At 73.5% G+C, this 17,924-nt stretch carries 15 protein-coding genes; 5 read left to right on the forward strand and 10 right to left on the reverse strand.

All coding sequences use genetic code 11. The annotated features are described in order from the left end of the window. Positions 1 to 27 precede the first annotated feature (27 nt). Together H300_RS0112105 and argS are read right to left on the reverse strand one after the other, a co-directional pair. Positions 28 to 1,500, reverse strand: coding sequence for an FAD-binding protein (locus tag H300_RS0112105; RefSeq protein ID WP_028427632.1), 1,473 nt, complete (start codon positions 1,498 to 1,500; stop codon positions 28 to 30). Between the two features lie 147 nt (positions 1,501 to 1,647). Continuing rightward, complete coding sequence (argS, locus tag H300_RS0112110; protein WP_028427633.1) at positions 1,648 to 3,432, reverse strand: arginine--tRNA ligase; 1,785 nt, start codon at positions 3,430 to 3,432, stop codon at positions 1,648 to 1,650. A gap of 166 nt (positions 3,433 to 3,598) precedes the next feature. On the opposite strand from argS, the gene lysS reads away from it, so the two are divergent. Next, positions 3,599 to 5,353, forward strand: coding sequence for a lysine--tRNA ligase (lysS, locus tag H300_RS0112115; RefSeq protein ID WP_028427634.1), 1,755 nt, complete (start codon positions 3,599 to 3,601; stop codon positions 5,351 to 5,353). Between the two features lie 79 nt (positions 5,354 to 5,432). Here the strand turns inward: lysS and H300_RS0112120 are convergent, their stop codons facing one another. The 7 genes from H300_RS0112120 to H300_RS0112150 all read right to left on the reverse strand — a co-directional run bounded on the left by H300_RS0112120 (position 5,433) and on the right by H300_RS0112150 (position 12,713). Continuing rightward, on the reverse strand, positions 5,433 to 6,842 hold the full coding sequence (locus tag H300_RS0112120) for a DUF2637 domain-containing protein (protein WP_486583729.1): 1,410 nt from the start codon (positions 6,840 to 6,842) through the stop codon (positions 5,433 to 5,435). An 85-nt stretch (positions 6,843 to 6,927) separates the two neighbouring features. Next, positions 6,928 to 7,662 carry a hypothetical protein gene (locus H300_RS0112125; RefSeq protein WP_037980140.1) on the reverse strand — a complete coding sequence of 245 codons (735 nt, stop codon included), beginning with the start codon at positions 7,660 to 7,662 and terminating at the stop codon, positions 6,928 to 6,930. A gap of 26 nt (positions 7,663 to 7,688) precedes the next feature. Next, positions 7,689 to 8,588 (reverse strand): hypothetical protein, encoded by a 900-nt coding sequence (locus H300_RS0112130; RefSeq protein WP_028427637.1) that lies wholly within the window; start codon positions 8,586 to 8,588, stop codon positions 7,689 to 7,691. A gap of 373 nt (positions 8,589 to 8,961) precedes the next feature. Next, entirely contained in the window at positions 8,962 to 9,717 is a 756-nt protein-coding gene (locus tag H300_RS0112135; RefSeq protein ID WP_028427638.1) for an SDR family NAD(P)-dependent oxidoreductase, read from the reverse strand. A gap of 86 nt (positions 9,718 to 9,803) precedes the next feature. Continuing rightward, positions 9,804 to 10,139 (reverse strand): YnfA family protein, encoded by a 336-nt coding sequence (locus H300_RS0112140; RefSeq protein WP_028427639.1) that lies wholly within the window; start codon positions 10,137 to 10,139, stop codon positions 9,804 to 9,806. A gap of 199 nt (positions 10,140 to 10,338) precedes the next feature. Then, a complete protein-coding gene (locus tag H300_RS0112145; RefSeq protein ID WP_028427640.1) occupies positions 10,339 to 11,361 on the reverse strand; it encodes a hemolysin family protein in 1,023 nt (340 codons plus the stop codon). Next, a complete protein-coding gene (locus tag H300_RS0112150) occupies positions 11,358 to 12,713 on the reverse strand; it encodes a hemolysin family protein (RefSeq protein ID WP_028427641.1) in 1,356 nt (451 codons plus the stop codon). The genes H300_RS0112145 and H300_RS0112150 overlap by 4 nt, the downstream gene beginning before the upstream one ends. A gap of 403 nt (positions 12,714 to 13,116) precedes the next feature. On the opposite strand from H300_RS0112150, the gene H300_RS0112155 reads away from it, so the two are divergent. Continuing rightward, complete coding sequence (locus tag H300_RS0112155; RefSeq protein ID WP_028427642.1) at positions 13,117 to 14,133, forward strand: sporulation protein; 1,017 nt, start codon at positions 13,117 to 13,119, stop codon at positions 14,131 to 14,133. A 208-nt stretch (positions 14,134 to 14,341) separates the two neighbouring features. After that, positions 14,342 to 14,797, forward strand: a complete 456-nt coding sequence (locus H300_RS0112160) for a tellurite resistance TerB family protein (RefSeq protein ID WP_028427643.1) — start codon at positions 14,342 to 14,344, stop codon at positions 14,795 to 14,797. Between the two features lie 38 nt (positions 14,798 to 14,835). On the opposite strand, the gene H300_RS0112165 is transcribed toward H300_RS0112160, so the two are convergent. Continuing rightward, positions 14,836 to 15,441, reverse strand: coding sequence for a hypothetical protein (locus H300_RS0112165; protein WP_158678359.1), 606 nt, complete (start codon positions 15,439 to 15,441; stop codon positions 14,836 to 14,838). A gap of 361 nt (positions 15,442 to 15,802) precedes the next feature. On the opposite strand from H300_RS0112165, the gene H300_RS0112170 reads away from it, so the two are divergent. Continuing rightward, positions 15,803 to 16,300, forward strand: a complete 498-nt coding sequence (locus tag H300_RS0112170) for a GNAT family N-acetyltransferase (RefSeq protein WP_051270000.1) — start codon at positions 15,803 to 15,805, stop codon at positions 16,298 to 16,300. A 94-nt stretch (positions 16,301 to 16,394) separates the two neighbouring features. Further along, on the forward strand, positions 16,395 to 17,897 hold the full coding sequence (locus H300_RS0112175; protein WP_028427646.1) for an ABC transporter substrate-binding protein: 1,503 nt from the start codon (positions 16,395 to 16,397) through the stop codon (positions 17,895 to 17,897). Positions 17,898 to 17,924 lie beyond the last annotated feature (27 nt).

The following is a 17,924-nucleotide window of genomic DNA, read 5'->3' on the forward strand; positions in this document are numbered from 1 at the left end:
CCGCCGGAGCCGGGGACGACGGGTGCGTCAGAAGACGCGCTGGCCCGGTGTCAGCAGTCCGTCGGGGTCGAAGCGGCGTCGGGCGGCGCGCAGCCGCGGCCAGAGCCGCCCGAAGTGGTCCCGCCAGTCGGACCGGTCGAACGGGATCGAGCCCACCGGGTACTGCGTCCCGCCCCGGGCCCGCACCGTCTCGTACGCCGCCCGGTTCGCGGCGACCATCCGGTCCACCGTCCCGGTGTCCTCGGGCGGGCAGGTGCGCAGCACCGCCAGCAGGTACGGCACCGGGTCGTCCGGCATCCGCAGCAGCGGGGTGCGCAGCCGGCCGCCGCTCAGCGGGTACAGCAGCACCACCCCGGCCGGACCGACGCCCTCCGGGGCCAGCCGGGCCAGCAGGTCAGCGGCCAGCGGCTCCACCTCGTCACCCGGCAGCAGCAGGTTGAGCCACGGGTGCGCCCAGTCCCACAGCCCGGTCTCCTTCTGCAGTGCCACGACCGGGGCCAGCCGGTCGATGAAGGCGTAGTAGCCGAGGTCCTCGACGGTCGGGCCGGACGGCTCGAAGCGCAGCCCGGCGAGCAGTTCGGCGTCCTCCGGCGCCGGCCCCGCGGGCGGTCCGTAGGCGACGGCCTCGATCAGGTACGTCCGGTAGGCGCCGGAGTCGTCGGCGGCGACCTGGCCCTCCAGGTAGTCGAACCGGCGCTCGGCCGCCAGCCGCCGCTGGTCCTCCAGGAAGGTGCCGAGGTCGGTGTAGGGCAGCAGGTAGTGCCGTACCGTCTCCGGTGCCCTGACCAGCCGCAGCGTCGCGCCGACCACGAGGGCGCACTGGCCGAGCCCGGCCCGTACGGCGTCGAACAGGTCGCGGCACCGGGTGGCCGAGCAGCGCACCAGTTCGCCGGCGCCGGTGACGACCCGCAGTTCGGTGACGGTGTCCACCTGGGCACCGTGGCGGTGGGTCTGTCCGCCGATCCCGCCGACGGACAGGGTCCCGCCCACCGACAGCTCCAGGTAGTCGGTGAAGACCGGCGGTGTCAGCCCCGCTGCGAGCGTGGCCCGGGTGACGTCGCTCCATCTCGCGCCCGCGCCGACCTCGACCGTGCGGCCGCGCACCGGGCCGATGCCGTCCAGCGGCCCGGTCTCGACGACGAGGCCGCCGGACACCTGCCCCTGCCCGTAGGTGGCGTGCCCCTCGCCGCGCGGGGCGACCTCGATCCCGTGACGGCGGCAGAAGCGCACCATGGCCACGATGTCGGCGACCGAGCCGGGACGCAGCACCGCGGCGGGCCGGCGGTGCACGATGTGGCCGTAGTCGTCGGCGGCCGCGGTGCGGGAGGCGTCGTCGGTCAGCAGCGTGCCGTCCAGCGGGGGCGTCGCGGCGAACCCGGAACCGGCGGGCCGGCCCTCAGCGGTGGCCCAGGCACGGGCCGTCGGATCGAAGCCGATCACCACCGCCGCGGCGGCCAGCCCGTGCAGGGCCGTGCGGCGGGTCGGTACCGGAAAGCGCATGCGGGGCATCCTCTCGGCGTTCCTGCGACGAACGCTGAGACGGTACCCCCGGGCGGTCCCGCCGGTGCAGGCATATGCGAACACCCCGTCGCCTGCGGCGTGTTGATGCCGGTGGCGACGGGGTGCAGCCAGGGTCGGCGCCCGCCGTCAGAGGCGGTCGGGAGTGCGGATGCCGAGCAGGGACATGCCCTGCCGCAGCGTGCGGGCCGTCAGCTCGCACAGGAAGAGGCGGTTCTCGACCGTGGCCGGGTCGCCCGCCTTCAGCACCGGGCAGTGCTCGTAGAAGGCGGTGGTGTGCGAGGCCAGGCTGTAGAGGTAGGCGGCGAGCTTGTGCGGCTCGCAGGAGTCGGCGGCCTGTTCCAGCACCTCGGCGAACTCGTCCAGGTGCAAGCCGAGCGCGCGCTCGGCCGGCTCCAGCGGCAGCTCGGGATGCGGCGTGGGGACGGCGTCACCGGCCAGCCGCAGGATCGACCGGAGGCGGGCGTGCGCGTACTGGAGGTAAACGCTGGTGTCGCCGGCAAGCGAGACCATGCGGTCCAGGTCGAAGACGTAGTCGCGGGACATCGAGGTGGACAGGTCCGCGTACTTGACCGCGCCGATGCCGACCTGGGCGGCGCGCTCGTCGATCTCCGCCTCGCTGAGGTCCCTGGCCTTCTCGCTCACCACCGCGTGCGCCCGCTGAACGGCCTCGTCGAGCAGGTCGACCAGGCGCACCGAGGTGCCCTCGCGGGTCTTGAACGGCTTGCCGTCCTTGCCGAGCACGGTGCCGAAGGCCAACTGCCGGGCGGTGCCCTCGGGAAGCCAGCCGGCCCGCCGGGCGGTCTCGAACACCATCCGGAAGTGCAGCGCCTGGCGGGCGTCCACCACGTACAGCAGGCTGTCCGCGTGGAGTCCGGAGACCCGGTCGCGGATCGCCGCCAGGTCGGTGGCCGCGTAGCCGAAACCGCCGTTGGACTTCTGCACGATCAGCGGGACGGGGTTGCCGTCCGGGCCCTTGACGTCGTCGAAGAACACGCAGAGCGCGCCCTCCGAGCGGACCGCCACCCCGGCGGACTCCAGGTCCTTGACCACCTGCTGGAGCTCGTTGTTGTAGGCGCTCTCGCCGACGACGTCGACGTCCCTGATCTCCACGTCCAGCTTGTCGTAGACGGCGTGGAAGTAGGTCTTCGACTCCCGGACGATCTGCTGCCAGAGCCCGTAGGTCTCCTCGTCGCCGGACTGGAGCTGCACCACCCGGTCGCGGGCGCGGGTCTTGAACTCCTCGTCGGAGTCGAAGAGCGTCCGCGAGGCCTTGTAGAGCCGGTTGAGGCGGGCCATCGCGGCCTCTCCGGCGTCCTCGGTGCCGTCGTCCCCGGCGGAGCCGGTGCGGTCGGAGGCGTCGTCCAGCTTGTGCGGGTGCTCGATCAGGTACTGGATGAGCATGCCGAACTGGGTGCCCCAGTCGCCGATGTGGTGCCGGCGGACCACGGTGTCGCCGCGGTGCTCCAGCAGGTGGACGACCGCGTCCCCGATGACCGTCGAGCGCAGGTGGCCGACGTGCATCTCCTTCGCGACGTTCGGCTGCGAGTAGTCGATGACCACCGTGCGGGGCTGCTCGGTGAGCGGGACGCCGAGGCGCTCGTCCCCGGCCCGCGCCGCGAGGGTGCGGATGAGGGCGCCGTCCGCGACGGTGACGTTCAGGAAGCCGGGGCCGGAGACCTGGACGTCGCCCAGGAGCTCGTCGGCCGGCAGTCGCTCCGCCACCCGGGCGGCCAGCTCGCGCGGGTTGCCCTTGAGCTTCTTGGCCAGCGCCAGCATCCCGTTGGCCTGGAAGTCGGCCCGGTCGCTTCGCCGCAGCAGCGGATCGGTGCCCGCGGCCTCCGGGGAGGTGGCCGAGAGGGCGTCCGAGAGGCGCTGGTGGACGGTGGCGGCGAGGGAGGGGACCGAGGCCATGGGTGCTGAGCCGTTCCGTAGCAGTGGCATGGGATCGGCTCAGTATCCCACGGGCCGCACCCCGTTTTCCGAATGGGACAATGGGCGCGGACAGAGGCCGCAGACCGTCCGGGGCGGCCCGGACCGACGGCGGCCCCCGGACACCGACGCGAAGGAAGTACCGGAAGTGGCGCAGACCACCGAGGAGACCGACTGGGTCTCCCGTTTCGCTGATGACGTCATCGCCGAAGCGGAGCGGCGCGCGCCCGGGAAACCGATCGTCTGTGCGTCCGGACTCAGCCCGTCGGGGCCGATCCATCTGGGCAACCTGCGTGAGGTGATGACCCCGCACCTGGTCGCGGACGAGATCCGGCGGCGCGGTCTGGAGTGCGAGCACCTCATCTCCTGGGACGACTACGACCGGTTCCGCAAGGTGCCGGCGGACGTCGACCCGTCCTGGTCGGAGCACATCGGGAAGCCGCTGACCTCGGTGCCGGCCCCGCCGGGCAGCCCGCACCCGAACTGGGCCGAGCACTTCAAGGCCGCGATGACGCGGTCCCTGGCCGAGCTGGGCGTGGAGTTCCGCGGCGTCAGCCAGACGGCGATGTACACCTCCGGCGCCTACCGCGAACAGATTTTGCTGGCGATGCGGGAGCGGGCGTCCATCGACGCGGTGCTCGACCGCTACCGCACGAAGGCCAAGGACGGCGCGCAGGGGCAGGGCCCTGCCAAGGGCGCGGGCAAGGGCGGCAAGCAGGGGCAGCGGCCGGTGGACGAGGCCGAACTTGCCGCGGCGGAGGGCTCCGGCGCGGCGGCCGAGGACGACGGCGGAGACGGCGGCGCGGGCTACTTCCCGTACAAGCCGTACTGCGGTGCCTGCGGCCGGGACCTCACCACGGTCACCGCCTATGACGAGGACACCACCGAGTTGACCTACGTCTGCGAGTGCGGGCACCGGGAGACGGTGCGGCTCGGCGAGTTCGACCGCGGCAAGCTGGTGTGGAAGGTCGACTGGCCGATGCGCTGGGCGTACGAGGGCGTGGACTTCGAGCCGTCCGGCGTGGACCACTCCTCGCCCGGTTCCTCCTTCGTCGTCGGCGGCCGGATCGTCCGGGAGGTGTTCGGCGGCACCCAGCCGATCGGCCCGATGTACGCCTTCGTCGGCATCAGCGGGATGGCGAAGATGTCCAGCTCCAAGGGCGGGGTGCCGACCCCTGCCGACGCGCTGGAGATCATGGAGGCGCCGCTGCTGCGCTGGCTGTACGCCCGCCGCCGCCCGAACCAGTCGTTCAAGATCGCCTTCGACCAGGAGATCCAGCGCACCTACGACGAGTGGGACGCGCTGGAGCGCCGGATCGGTGAGAGCGCCGCGCAGCCGGCCGACCTGGCCGCGCACGCCCGCTCGGTGCGCACCGCGACCGCCGAACTGCCGCGCACCCCCCGCCCGCTGCCCTACCGCACACTGGCCTCGGTGGCCGACGTCGCCCAGGGCGCGGAGGACCAGGTCCTGCGCATCCTGAGCGAACTCGACCCGCAGCAGCCGCTCGCCTCCCTGGACGAGACCCGGCCGCGGCTGGACCGGGCGGAGCGCTGGATCAGCACCCAGGTGCCGCCGGAGCAGCGTACCCGGGTCCGGGAGGAGCCGGACGCGGAGCTGCTCGGTGCGCTGGACGACGCCCAGCGTGAGGGACTGCGGCTGCTGCTGGACGGTCTGGACGAGCACTGGTCGCTGGACGGCCTGACGGCACTCGTCTACGGCGTGCCCAAGGTGCAGTCCGGTCTCGCCCCTGACGCCAGGCCGACTCCCGAGCTGAAGACGGCCCAGCGCACCTTCTTCGCGCTGCTGTACCGCCTGCTCGTCGGCCGGGACACCGGGCCGCGCCTGCCCACCCTACTGCTCGCGGTGGGTGCGGACCGGGTCCGCAAGCTGCTCGCAGCCTGAGCAGCGACACACGTCCGCACGCCCCGGCCGGATTCGGCCGGGGCGTGCGGACGTGTGCGGGCGGTGTGTTCCGGCGGGTTCAGCCGGCGACGCCCATCTCGGAGTTGTAGCGCTCGCGGAACTCGCGCAGGTAGGTGCCGAGATAGCCCTCGCTGAGCTGCGATCCGTCGCTGTTGGTCACGCCGAAACTGCTGTGGAGGAGACGGGAGAGCTGGGCCGGGGAGGGGAACGTCCCCTGTGCGGCGACGAAATGGCGGTAGGCGCCGAAGTAGTAGTCCTCGCGCGGGATGCCGTCCGGGATGCCGACCGGGTCCACGACGGGTTCCGGTTCGGGTTCCGGCTCGGGCGCCTGGCCCAGCGTACGGAACCGGTTCGGGCCGACGGGGACGGTCAGCTGCGGTTCCGGCACAGGCTCCGGGGCGGGTTCCGGCGAGGGCTGCGCGGCCTGCCGCGGGGCCTGGGCGGCGGGCCGCGCAGCGGCCTGCGGATCGGGTCCGCCGGCGGGCTGCGGCCGCTGCTGGGGCACTCCGGCGGTGGTGGCCCGGGGGTCGTGCGTGGTGTTCGGGGTGTGCGGGGTGTGCGGGGTGTCGAGGGTGTCCGGGGCGGGAGCGGCGCCGGTGGTGTCGGTGCGGTGGACGGGTCCGGCCTCCTGGGAGGCACGGGAGTGCGGGGTCTGCTCGGGGGTGCCCGGCGCCGGAACGGGCTCGGCGCCGGGCCCGGGTATCGGCTCCGCGGCGCGGTGGGAAGTCTGGAGCGCTCCGGCGGTGCCGCGGGCTGCGGGGGAGGCGAGCGGGTCCGGCACCGTGATGCCGGCCGCGGCGAGGCCGGCGTCACCGGTCTCGCTCAGCGGTATCCCGTAGCGGGCCAGCTTCAGCGGCATCAGGGACTCCACAGGGGCCCGGCGCCGCCACGCGCGGCCGTACCGGGCCTGCAACCGCGTCTGGTAGACGAGACGTTCCTGCTCCAGCCGGATGACCTGCTCGTAGGACCGCAGCTCCCACAACTTCATCCGGCGCCACAGCCGAAAGGTCGAGGGGAAGGCCAGCAGCCAGCGCGAGATGCGCACGCCCTCCATGTGCTTGTCGACCGTGATGTCGGCGATCCGGCCGATGGCGTGCCGGGCGGCTTCCACCGAGACCACGAACAGTACCGGGATCACCGCGTGCATCCCGACCCCGAGCGGGTCGGGCCAGGCCGCCGCGCCGTTGAAGGCGATGGTGGCGGCAGTCAGCAGCCAGGCCGTCTGCCGCAGCAGCGGGAACCCGATCCGCAGCCAGGTCAGCAGCAGGTCCAGGGACAGCAGCACCACGATGCCGGCGTCGATGCCGATCGGGAAGAACGGGGAGAACGCCCCGAAGCCCTTGCTCTCGGCGAGGTCGCGCACCGCGGAGTAGCTCCCGGCGAAACCGATCGCCGCGATCACCAGCGCGCCCACCACGACCACGCCCACCAGGATGCGGTGCGTGCGGTTCAGTCTCATCGCGGCCACCCGCGACCCCTCCCACCGTCGGACACTGAGCGGCGCCAGCCTGACACACCCGTCGAGATGATGTTCGACCGGTGGCCCCCGGGCGTCACTTGATCGCGGCGACGACTCCTCCGGCGACCTTCTCGGACTCCTCGGCCAGCGCCTCGGCGCTCGGGGTCTTGGCGTCCTCCAGACCGGCGCCCGAGTAGTCCACGGTGATCACGACGTTGGCCGTCCGGGCCACCGTGCGCTGCTCGCGGTACTCCTCCTTGTCGTCGCCGTCCTTCTTGGTGGTGGTGTAGGTCACCGTGCGCGCGGAGTCGCCGACCCCTTCCAGGGAGCCGTCCTCGGCGTCCTTGTGCTCCTTGTCCTCCGCCGCGGCCGCCAGTTGCTCCTCGGCGTGCTCGGTGGCGCGCTCGTCGCCGCTGCCGAGGCCGTTCTCGGAGTCGAAGCGGCGCAGCGTGACGGAGAGCGCCCGGTAGTCGAAGTCGTCGAGGCCGCTCCACAGGCAGACGGCGGAGGAGTCCGCGTCCTGCGTGCCGAGGTTCTTCCCGGACTTCGTCTCCGCGTTCGGGACAGCCGACTCGACGGTCTCCTCCTTCACCGTCTTGCACGGGTCGGGCAGCTCGGTGAACTTCACCGCTTCCGGGCTGGGCGCCGAGGAGGCACTGCTCTCGGGGGCGTCGGAGGAGTCGGCTCCGCCGTCGTCGGAGTCCGAGGAGCAGCCGGCGACCAGCAGCACCGGCACCGCCGCGAGGACGAGGGCGCGGCGGGCGGTGCCGAAGCGGAGGGAGCCGCGGCCCGGGCAGTGGACGGTGGCGTGCGGGGCGATACGGAACATGTCTTGTCGCTTCCAGGGTGCGTGGGTCAGCTTGTCAGCCGGTCGGCGAGTTGCTCGGCGACCGTGCGTGCTTTCTGCTGCAGCTCCTCGCTGTCCGGGAGCCGCCGCTTGTCGGTGGACCACTGCTCGTACTCGACGGTGACGAGGACGTTGCCCGCCCGGAAGACGAGTGTGACGTCCCGGTGGACGCCGGAGTCCTCGGTGAGGAGTTCGTCGTCGAGATAGGCGGAGTCGCCGATGCCGTCCAGCGGGCGGGGTGCCAGCACGGACTCGTCCGGGCCGGGGGCGCCGGAGTCGTCCCCGGCGGAGGGGTCCGCGCTTCCCGACTGCTCGTCGGCGCCGTCGGTACCCTCCGTGCCCTCACCGTCGTCCGGGGAGTCGCCGTCGGGCCCGGTTCCGTCCGGGGTCTCGGGACCCTCGGTACCGGTGGTGCCCGACCCGGCGTCGGAGGAGGGCTGCTCGGTGCCCTCCGGTGTCGCGTCCGGGACCTCGTCCTCGGCGGCCCGGAGGTCGTAGATCTCGGCGGCGCGGTCGTTGTCGCTGACGGCGGTGTCGTAGGAGACGACCCGTTCGAAGTCGACGTTCAGGTGCCGGCTGCCGAGGCTGGTGGCGTTGTGCCAACCGCAGCCCACCCGGCGGTCGGTGTCGTAGGTGACGGCCGGCTCGCCCTCGAAGTCGGGTCCGCCCTCGCTGTCCGCGCCGTCCGGGAGGAGCAGCTCGACCAGGGTCTCCGGTGGGACGGCACCGCAGGGCTCGGGCAGGGTCCGGTAGGTGCCCGGCTCGGCGACGTCGTCCGCCGAGGACGTTCCGCCCGGCTTGGCGTCCCCGCCGGCTCCGGTGGTCTCCGGGCCGGTCGTGCAGGCGACGAGGCCGGCGGTGAGCGCGACAGCCGTCGCGACACCCCTCAGATACGCCTTCCGCTGCACATGGCCTCCTCTTGGTCCGGGCCGACCGCCGTCGGCGTGCGGGCCCCGTCGGTTGTTCCTGGGCTTGCCCTCGGTCCAACGTCCGGGCCCGCTCACAGGTTCTCGCCCGCCGCCGGGCGGTGGGTGCACGGCGGGGTGGGGCAGCGGTCCGGCCGGGGCCGGACCGCGCACCTCCGGCCGGGCCCCGCGGGCCGGTCGGCCGAGAACGTGTCGCCGGCACCAGGGGCCGGCAGCACACAATGTCTACCGCACCGGCGGCGCGGGCGTCCGTTCCGGGGCGCCCTTCGCGGTGCGGCACCCGCATTCTCCGCGATGCCGCGGGGTGCGAGCGTCACGGCGCCGCCTGCCCGGCCCCGGCCCCGGCAGGTCGGGGTCAACCCTCCCGGTGCACCTTGTGGTTGGCCGCCTGGGCGCGGGGACGCACCACCAGCAGGTCGATGTTGACGTGCGGCGGCCGCGTGACGGCCCACGACACGGTGTCGGCCACGTCCTCCGCGGTGAGCGGCTCCCGCACCCCGCGGTAGACGGCGGCGGCCTTGTCGGCGTCACCGCGGAACCGTGTCAGGGCGAACTCCTCGGTCTGCACCATGCCCGGTGCGATCTCGACGACCCGCACCGGGTCGCCGCACAGCTCCAGGCGCAGAGTGGCCGCCAGCGCGTGGGCGCCGTGCTTGGACGCCACGTACCCGCCGCCGCCCTCGTAGGCGCCGTGGCCCGCGGTGGAGGACACGACCACCACGGTCCCGTCACCGGACGCGGTCAGCGCCGGGAGCAGCGCCTGGGTCATGTGGAGCACGCCGAGGACGTTCACCTCGTACATGGCCCGCCAGTCCGCCGGATCGCCGGTCGCGACCGGGTCGGCGCCCAGGGCGCCGCCCGCGTTGTTGACGAGGACGTCCACCCGGTCGAGCTCCGCGGCCAGCGCGTCGACAGCCTCCCGGTCGGTGACGTCCACGGTGCGTGCCGCGGCCCGGTGGCCGGCCCGGTTCAGCTCCTCGGCCAGCGCCTCGATCCGGTCCGAGCGACGGGCGGTGAGCACCACCCGGTAGCCGGCCGACGCGAGACTGCGGGCGGTGGCCGCCCCGATGCCGCTGCTGGCGCCGGTGATCACTGCGGTACGGAGGGTCATCGATACTCCCGGAGGTGTCGTGGTTCTGCCGGCCGGCCGGGCCGGGGGCGGGTGCTCCCGCGGATCGCGGGACGGCCTCAGCGCGCTCAGCGCGCGCGGGGTGCGTACATGATCACGGCCACCCCCAGCAGGCAGACGAGCGCCCCCAGCACGTCCCAGCGGTCCGGCCGGAAGCCGTCCACCACCATGCCCCAGGTAAGGGAACCGGCGACGAAGACGCCGCCGTAGGCGGCCAGGATGCGGCCGAAGTCGGCGTCGGGCTGGAGCGTGGCGACGAAACCGTACGCGCCGAGGGCGAGGACGCCGGCCCCGGCCCACAGCCAGCCGCGGTGCTCGCGGACGCCCTGCCAGACGAGCCAGGCGCCGCCGATCTCGAAGAGCGCGGCGATCAGGAAGAGCAGTACGGAGCGTCCGACGGTCATGGACGCACTCTACGAGGGGCGCCGCGCCGGCCCGCGTACCGCCCGGCGCCGCCCCGGTCCGGCCACCGGGCGGGAGGGGCCGTCGGGTGGGGAAGGCCGTCGGGTGGGAGGGGGCCGGGGACGGTGGCGGGCGCCGCGGCGGTGTGCCGCGGCGCCCGCTTCCTCGGGGCCCTGCCTGGTCAACCGGCCTCGGGGGTCGTCAGGAGACCTTCTGCGGCGGCCCCACCAGTTCCGTCAGGACGTCGCCCATGGTCACGAATCCGAGCAGGGCGTCCTGCTCGCCGGTGACCGCGGCCAGATGCGTGCCGGTGGCCCGCATCGCGGTGAGCGCGTCGTCCAGCGGGGTGTCGATCCGCACCTCCGTCACCGCGCGCAGCGCGGTGCGCGGGAAGGGCTCGTCCCGGGCGGCCATGCCCAGGGCGTCCTTGATGTGCAGATAGCCGAGCACCTCGCCGGTCTGTCCGATCACCGGCAGCCGGGACAGACCCGCGGTGCTCGCGGTGCGCTCCAGCTGCCGGGGCGTGACGTCCGGGACGACGGTGACCATCCGGGGCATCGGCACCAGCACGGTGCCGACCGGACGGCTGCCCAGCTCCAGCGCGTCCCGCAGCCGCCGGCTGTCGCCGGGCCCGAGAAGGCCGGCGGCGCTGGTCTCCTCGGCCATCCGGACCAGCTCGGCGTTGGTGAAGACCGACTCGACCTCGTCCCGCGTCTCGACCTTCAGCAGCTTCAGCAGCCGGTTGGCGAGGGCGTTGATGCTGAACACGGCCGGGCGCAGCACCCGGGTCAGCGCCACCAGCGGTGGGCCGAGCAGCAGCGCGGTCCGCGCGGGCTCGGCCAGCGCGATGTTCTTCGGCACCATCTCGCCGATCAGCATGTGCAGATAGGTGGCGAGGGTCAGTGCGACGGCGAAGGCGATCGGGTGCACCAGCGGACCGGGCATCTGCACGGCCGCGAACGCCGGCTCCAGCAGATGGGCGATGGCCGGCTCGGCGACGGCACCCAGCACGAGGGAGGAGGCCGTGATGCCCAACTGGGCGGTCGCCATCGAGGTCGAGAGGTGCTCAAGACCCCACAGGACGGTTTTGGCGCGCTTGCTGCCGTCCCGCGCCTCGGGCTCGATCTGGCTGCGCCGCACGGAGATCAGCGCGAACTCGGCTCCGACGAAGAAGGCGTTGACCAGGATCATCACCAGGCCGATGAAGAGTTGCAGGGCAGTCATCGGGCGTCCTCCAGCCGGTGCTCGGCGTGCTCGCCGGGCTCTTCGGACCCGCCGGGACCGGTGATCCGGATTCGGTCGGCCCGGTGGTGCTCGGTCTCCAGGACGGTGAACTCCCAGCCCTCGACCTCGACGGTGTCCTCGGGCGCGGGGATGCGCTCCAACTCGGCTGCCACCAGGCCGGCGACGGTCTCGAAGGGGCCGTCCGGCACCTGCAGGCCGATGTCCACGAGCTGGTCCATCCGCACGCTGCCGTCGGCGTTCCAGGTCGGACGGCCGTCGGCGGTGTCCCCGGACGGTTGCAGGTCCGGTGGTTCCTCCGGGTCGTGCTCGTCGCGGACCTCGCCGACGACCTCCTCGACGATGTCCTCCAGGGTGGCCACCCCGGCCGTGCCGCCGTACTCGTCGACCACGACGGCCATCGCGCGGCCGTCCCGCAGCTGCTCCAGCAGGCGGTCGACCGGGAGGCTGTCCGGGACGAGCAGCGGGTCGGTGCTCAGCGAGGTGATGGTGGTGTCCCTCCGCTCCGTCTCGTCCAGGGCGAGGACGTTCCGGATGTGGACGGTGCCGATCACGTCGTCCAGGGTGTCGCGGTACACCGGGAAGAGCGAGAGTCCGGTGGCCAGGGTGAGGTTGGCGGCGTCGGCGGCTGTCGCGTGCATCTCCAGCGCCTTGACGTCGACCCGGGGGGTCATGACGTTCTCCGCGCTCAGCTCGTTGAGGTGCAGGGTCCGGACGAACAGTTCCGCCGAGTCCGGCTCGATGGCTCCCTCGGCCGCCGAGTGCCGGGCCAGCGCGACCAGTTCGGCCGGCGTCCGGGTGGACGCCAGCTCCTCGGTCGGCTCCAGCCCGAAGCGGCGCACCACGCGGTTGGCGGTGTTGTTCAGGTGGCGGATCAGCGGGCCGAACGCGGCGGTGAAGCCGCGCTGCGGTCCGGCCACGACCTTGGCGACGCCCAGCGGGTTGGAGATGGCCCAGTTCTTCGGCACCAGCTCGCCGATGACCATCAGCAGCACGGTGGAGATCGCCACGCCGAGAGTGATGGCCACCGAGGAGGCGGCACCGCCCGGCAGGCCGGCGGCCTCCAGCGGTCCGCGGAGCAGGGCGGCGAGCGAGGGTTCGGCGAGCATGCCGATGACGAGCGAGGTGACCGTGATGCCCAGCTGCGCGCCGGAGAGCTGTACGGTCAGTCCGCGGACGGCCTTCAGGGCGCTTCCCGCGCCCCGCTCACCGGCCTCGGCGGCACGTTCGAGGCTGCCGCGCTCGATCGTCGTCAGGGAGAACTCGGCCGCGACGAAGATCGCGCAGGCGAGGATGAGGAGCAGGGCCACCAGCAGAAGCAGCACTTCGATCACCGTGCCACCTCCGTCCCCGTGAGGGCATCCCGGCCGGTGGGGCCGGGAGGAGTCGTGGCACGGCTGATACTGGGAGGTTCGCCCATGGCTGGACTGCTGCTCCTTTCGAAGGGGACAGGTCGGATTCGGCCTGTCTTACGAGTCTCTCTCAGTAGAGGGTAAAGCCAGGGCAAACACTTTCGCAGAAGCCGAAGTCCGGTGCCTGCGGGGGAGTAGAGCGCGCGCGACCTGTGGTGACCGTCCTTGGCCCGAGCGTCACCGGGTGGCCGGAATCATTCCCTCGTCCTCGGGGTGGGGAACCACGGCGGCGGGCCGGTCAGTTCTGCGGGCACGCCGCCGGTCCTCCGGCGGCCGCCCTGCCCTGGCGCGGGGCCGGAGACGACAGTGGGGAGACGGCGCCGCGATGGTGTTCAAGAAGTTGCTCGGGGCCCTCGGTGTGGGCGGTCCGTCCGTGGACACCGTGCTGCACGACGGTCCGGTGGTGCCGGGCGGACCCTTCGCCGGGGAGGTCCGGTTGCGCGGCGGCGGTGCGGACGTCGAGGTGGAGCACCTCGCGCTGGAGCTGGTGGCCCGGGTCGAGGCGGAGCACGAGGACGGCGAGGCGGAGGGCTTCGTGGCCTTCGAGGGTTTCGTCGTCGGCGGGGCGTTCCGGCTCGCCGAGGAGGAGGAGCGCACGGTCTCGTTCAGTTGCACGCTGCCCTGGGAGACCCCCGTCAACGAGCTGCACGGCCAACCACTCGGGGTGGTGCTCGGGGTGCGCACCGAGCTGGCGGTGGACGGCGCCCGGGACAAGAACGATCTCGACGAGCTGCGGGTCGGGCCGCTGCCGGTGCAGGAGGCGGTGCTGGAGTCGCTGGGGCGGCTCGGTTTCGCCTTCGTCTCGGCGGACCTCGAACTCGGCCGCATCCACGGCACCGGTCAGCAGCTCCCCTTCTACCAGGAGATCGAGCTCACGCCCCCGGAACGCTGGGCGCACGCCTTCGGCGAGATCGAGGTGTCCTTCCTGGCCGACCCGGCGGGCATGGAGGTCGTCCTGGAGGGAGACCGGCGCGGTGGTCTCGGTTTCGGCGGCGACACCGTGCGTCGGTACACCGTCAGCCATTCCGACGTCGCCTCGCTGGACTGGGACGCCGAGGTCGAGGGCTGGATCGCCGCCCTGGCCGAGGGCCACGCCGCGGCCGGGTACGGCGGGCACGGCTACGGGGGCCACGGGAAGCAGGAGGCCTTCGCCGGGGAGCGGGACTCGGGTCCGGGCATGGGGGCGGTGGTCGCCGGAGCCGCGGCCGGGGTCGCGGTCGGCGCGGTCGGCGCCTACGCGGTGTCCGAGATGCTGGACGACGACTCCGACGGGGAAGCGGACGAGGAGTCCGACGAGGAGTCCGACGAGGCCGCGGACGAGGACGGTGGCGACGAGGAGTGACAGCTCGGCCCGCGGGTGGGGACAGGCCCGCGGGTGGCGAGGCCGGGGCCTGCCGGGAAGGGTCCGCGCCGCCCGGCCGGTTTGGGCCGGTGGCGGCGGCGCGGCCCGGAGGGCCGAACCGGCCGAAGTGCTGTGCGGTGACACCGCGTTGCCCCGAACTCGAGACATACCGAACGACCAGGCGCCGACGTGCGAAGAAGGAGAGATCATGGCTCTGTGGGACCGGTTCAAGGACTCCGCGGCTCTGATGCAGAAGCAGCTCAACGAGCGCAAGAAGGACCTCAAGAGCGGGGGCTTCCGGGACGCGAGCATGTCGATGTGCGCCCTGGTGGCCGCGGCCGACGGCTCGATCGACCCGGCCGAGCGCCAGCGGGTCGCCTCGCTGATCGCCACCAACGAGGTGCTGCAGAACTTTGCCGCGGAGGACCTCCAGCAGCGGTTCAACGACTACTGCCAGAAGCTCACCGCGGACTACGAGTTCGGCAAGGTGAGTCTCATGCAGACCGTCGGCAAGCTCCAGAAGAACCCCTCCGAGGCCCGTGCCGTGGTGCAGATCGGCATCGTGATCGGCGGTGCGGACGGCCACTTCGACCACAGTGAGCGCGCCGTGGTCAGGGAGGCCTGCTTCGCCCTCGGTATCCCGCCGCAGGAGTTCGACCTCTGACGCAGCGGCACCGGGCCCGAAGGGGGCCCGGTGCCGCGTCAGACATCGCGCACGCGCGGGGAGGGCCGTTCGGAACGGGGTGAGGCGTCCGGCGACGGCGTCCCCTCCGGTACGGGCCGGGCCCCCAGTGCCCGCCGGTACTCCTCCGAGGCCTCGGGGCCGAGGTGGCGGCTCAGCCGCAGCAGCACCCGGCCCGCGAGGTAGTCCCGCTCGGTGCGCGGGGCGGTCCGGGCGACCCCTTCCCGGAGCGTCTCCGCCCGCTCCCGGGCGGCCGTCGGGTCGGTGTAGACCTCGACCACGCCGCCCGGCAGGACGCTGCCGCGCTCTTCCTCCGCGACCAGCCGGCTGTCGATCCGGCCGTCGCGGAAGGCCGCCTTGCTCAGGCAGCCACCCGCCCGGCCGAGCAGCCGGTCGGGGTCCGTGTCCGGGGTCATCGCCGAGGGGTGCGTGATCGGCAGCCCCGCCCGCTTCAGCCGCCGCAGCGTGGCACCGGCCTCGGCGGTGGCCGGGTGTCCGGACTCCGTCGCCGCGGGCGGCCGCCAGATGCGGTCCCCGGCAATCTGGGTGCCCAGGACTGCGGAGCCCGCGGTGACGGCCAGCGCCACCGTGCTGGCCACGACCGCGACCCTGCGCTGGGTCCGCATCGTCCGCACCACCTCCACCCGGCCGACCGCGACCGGCCCTCGCCGCCGGCAGCGTATCCGGGGGCGGGTGGACGGCGGCGGAGGTGTCCCGCCGGGGCACGCCGCCGCGGTTGTCCGCGGGCCCGGCGACCGCACGCGCCCTCCCCCGAGACCCGTTCCCTCCCCTCTGCTGCCGGGATCTCGCACACCCGCCCCCGGGGTCCCGCGCCCATGCCCCCGCGGCTCGGCGGCCCGCACACCCTGCGGCCCCGGGACGGAACGGCTTGATGCATGTGATGTGCAGGTGCGTGAAGACGGCATCCCAGTGGAACACCTCATCAGGACCGCCCGCCCCGAGGACCTCGACGGTGCGCGCAGCGTGATGCTGGACACCGTCTACCGCGACTTCGGCGCGGGCTATCTGCCGCAGTGGCACGCCGATGTCATCGACCCCGGCGTGGCGTACCTGGCCCCGGCCCGGCACACCCTGCTGGTCGCGCGGGAGGCACCGGACGGCGAGGTGGTCGCCACCGCCGCGCTGGACGCACGCGGTCCCGCCCATCCGCCCAACCCGCGCTGGCTCGCAGAGCGCTACCCCTCCGGCGAGACCGCGCAACTGCGGCGGGTGTACGTCCGGCCCGCGCACCGGCGGCGCGGGCTGGCCCGGCGGCTGGTGCACGAGCTGCTCGACTTCGCCGCCGCCGACGGGGGCTACCGCTCGGTCTACCTGCACACCGATCCCGCCGTGCCCGGCGCCGAGGACTTCTGGCGCTCGATGGGCAAGGCCGTGTGGGACGGGCGGGAGGGGGCCGGACGGGACGGCGTCGCGGGAATGGGTGGGCAGGGCATCGTCCATTTCGAGATCCCGTTCATCTCATGACATTCATGTTCAAGTAGGCTGCCGCCGCCTCGCCCGCGCGAGGCAGCGGCCCGCCCTGCGCACCTTTCGCAGACACCCGTAGGGAACGAGAACCATGGCACCTGCCCGTCGCCGGCCGCTGCTCGCCGTGCTGCCCACGGCCCCGCTGCTCGCAGGCTGCTTCGCCGAAGGCTCCGACGGCGGCGACGGCGACGGCGACGGCGGCGACGGCGGCCGACTGCGCGTCGCCATGGCCTTCCCGCCCACGGAGGACTTCTCCCCGTACGGCGCCGACGCCACGCTGCTCAGCCGCCTCGGCGTCACCGAGGGCCTTTCCCGGCTGGACGGCAACGGCAACGCGGCCCCCGCCCTCGCCGAGTCCTGGACCCGCGAGGACGACCGCACCTGGCTGTTCACCCTGCGGGACGCCCGCTTCCAGAACGACTCCCCGGTGACCCCGAACGCCGTCGCCGAGGCGCTGCGGCAGGCCGGCGGGGCGAAACCGGAACCGGCCGCGCTCACCGGGGCCGAGCTCGGCGCCGAACCCGCCGGGGAGCGGCAGCTCCGCGTCACCACCGCGGACCCGGATCCGGTGCTGCCGCTGCGGCTCTCCAGCCCCAGCCTGCCCGTGCTGGCTCCGGACGCCTACGGCGAGGCCGGGAAGGCCGACCCGCGCGGCACCGCCACCGGCCCGTTCACCCTCACCGAAACCACCGGTGTCGCCCGCGCCACCCTCTCCCGCTTCGACGACTACGGGGACGGCCGGGCGCAGGCCACCGGGATCGACGTGCGCTTCACCGCTGACGGGACCGCTCGCACCAACGCCCTCCGTCCCGGCGAGGTCGACATCGCCGAGGCACTGCCGGTCTCGCAGGCCGCCTCCCTGGACGGGGACGCCGTCCGCGAACTGGACACCACCCGCACCACGAGCCTGCTCCTCAACACCGGCTCCGGTCCCTTCGCCGACCCCGGGCTGCGGGCGGCGGCCCGCGAGGCCGTCGACACCGGCGTCCTCGCCGAGGACGTGTACGAGGGCCGGGCCGAACCGGGCCGCGGCATCTTCGGCTCCGCGCTCGTCCGGGCCGAGGCAGACCGGGTCGAACCGTCCGGCCGGGCCCGTCCGGCGTCCCCCGACGGCACCGCGCTCGCCCTCGCCACCGACGACAACCGGCCGGAACTGCCCGAGGTCGCCCAGGTGCTCCAGCAGCAGCTCCAGGAGGCCGGTTTCGCGGTCGAACTGGAGGTCCGCGAGTACTCCCGGCTGGAGAGCGACGTGCTCGCCGGCGAGTTCGACGCCTTCGTCTCCGCCCGCAACACCATGCTCGACACCGGGGACCCCGTCTCCGTACTGGCCAGCGACTACACCTGCGACGGCGGCTACAACCTGGCACTGCTCTGCGACCGCGCGGTGGACGAGGCCGTCGCCGCGGCGGACGCCGAGGACGACGTGGACAAGCGCCGCGCGGCCGTGGTGGAGGCGGAGGCCGCGGCGCTCGGCACCGACGCCACCGTCCCGCTGGTCCACCAGCGCATCCTGCACGGTCTGGGTCCCGATGTGCAGGGAGTGCTGAGCGACCCGTACGAGCGGCTGCTGGTCGGGACCGGAACCCGGCGCTGACCGTGCCGCACCCGCCGTCCGGACGTG

Source organism: Streptomyces sp. TAA040 (assembly GCF_000424845.1).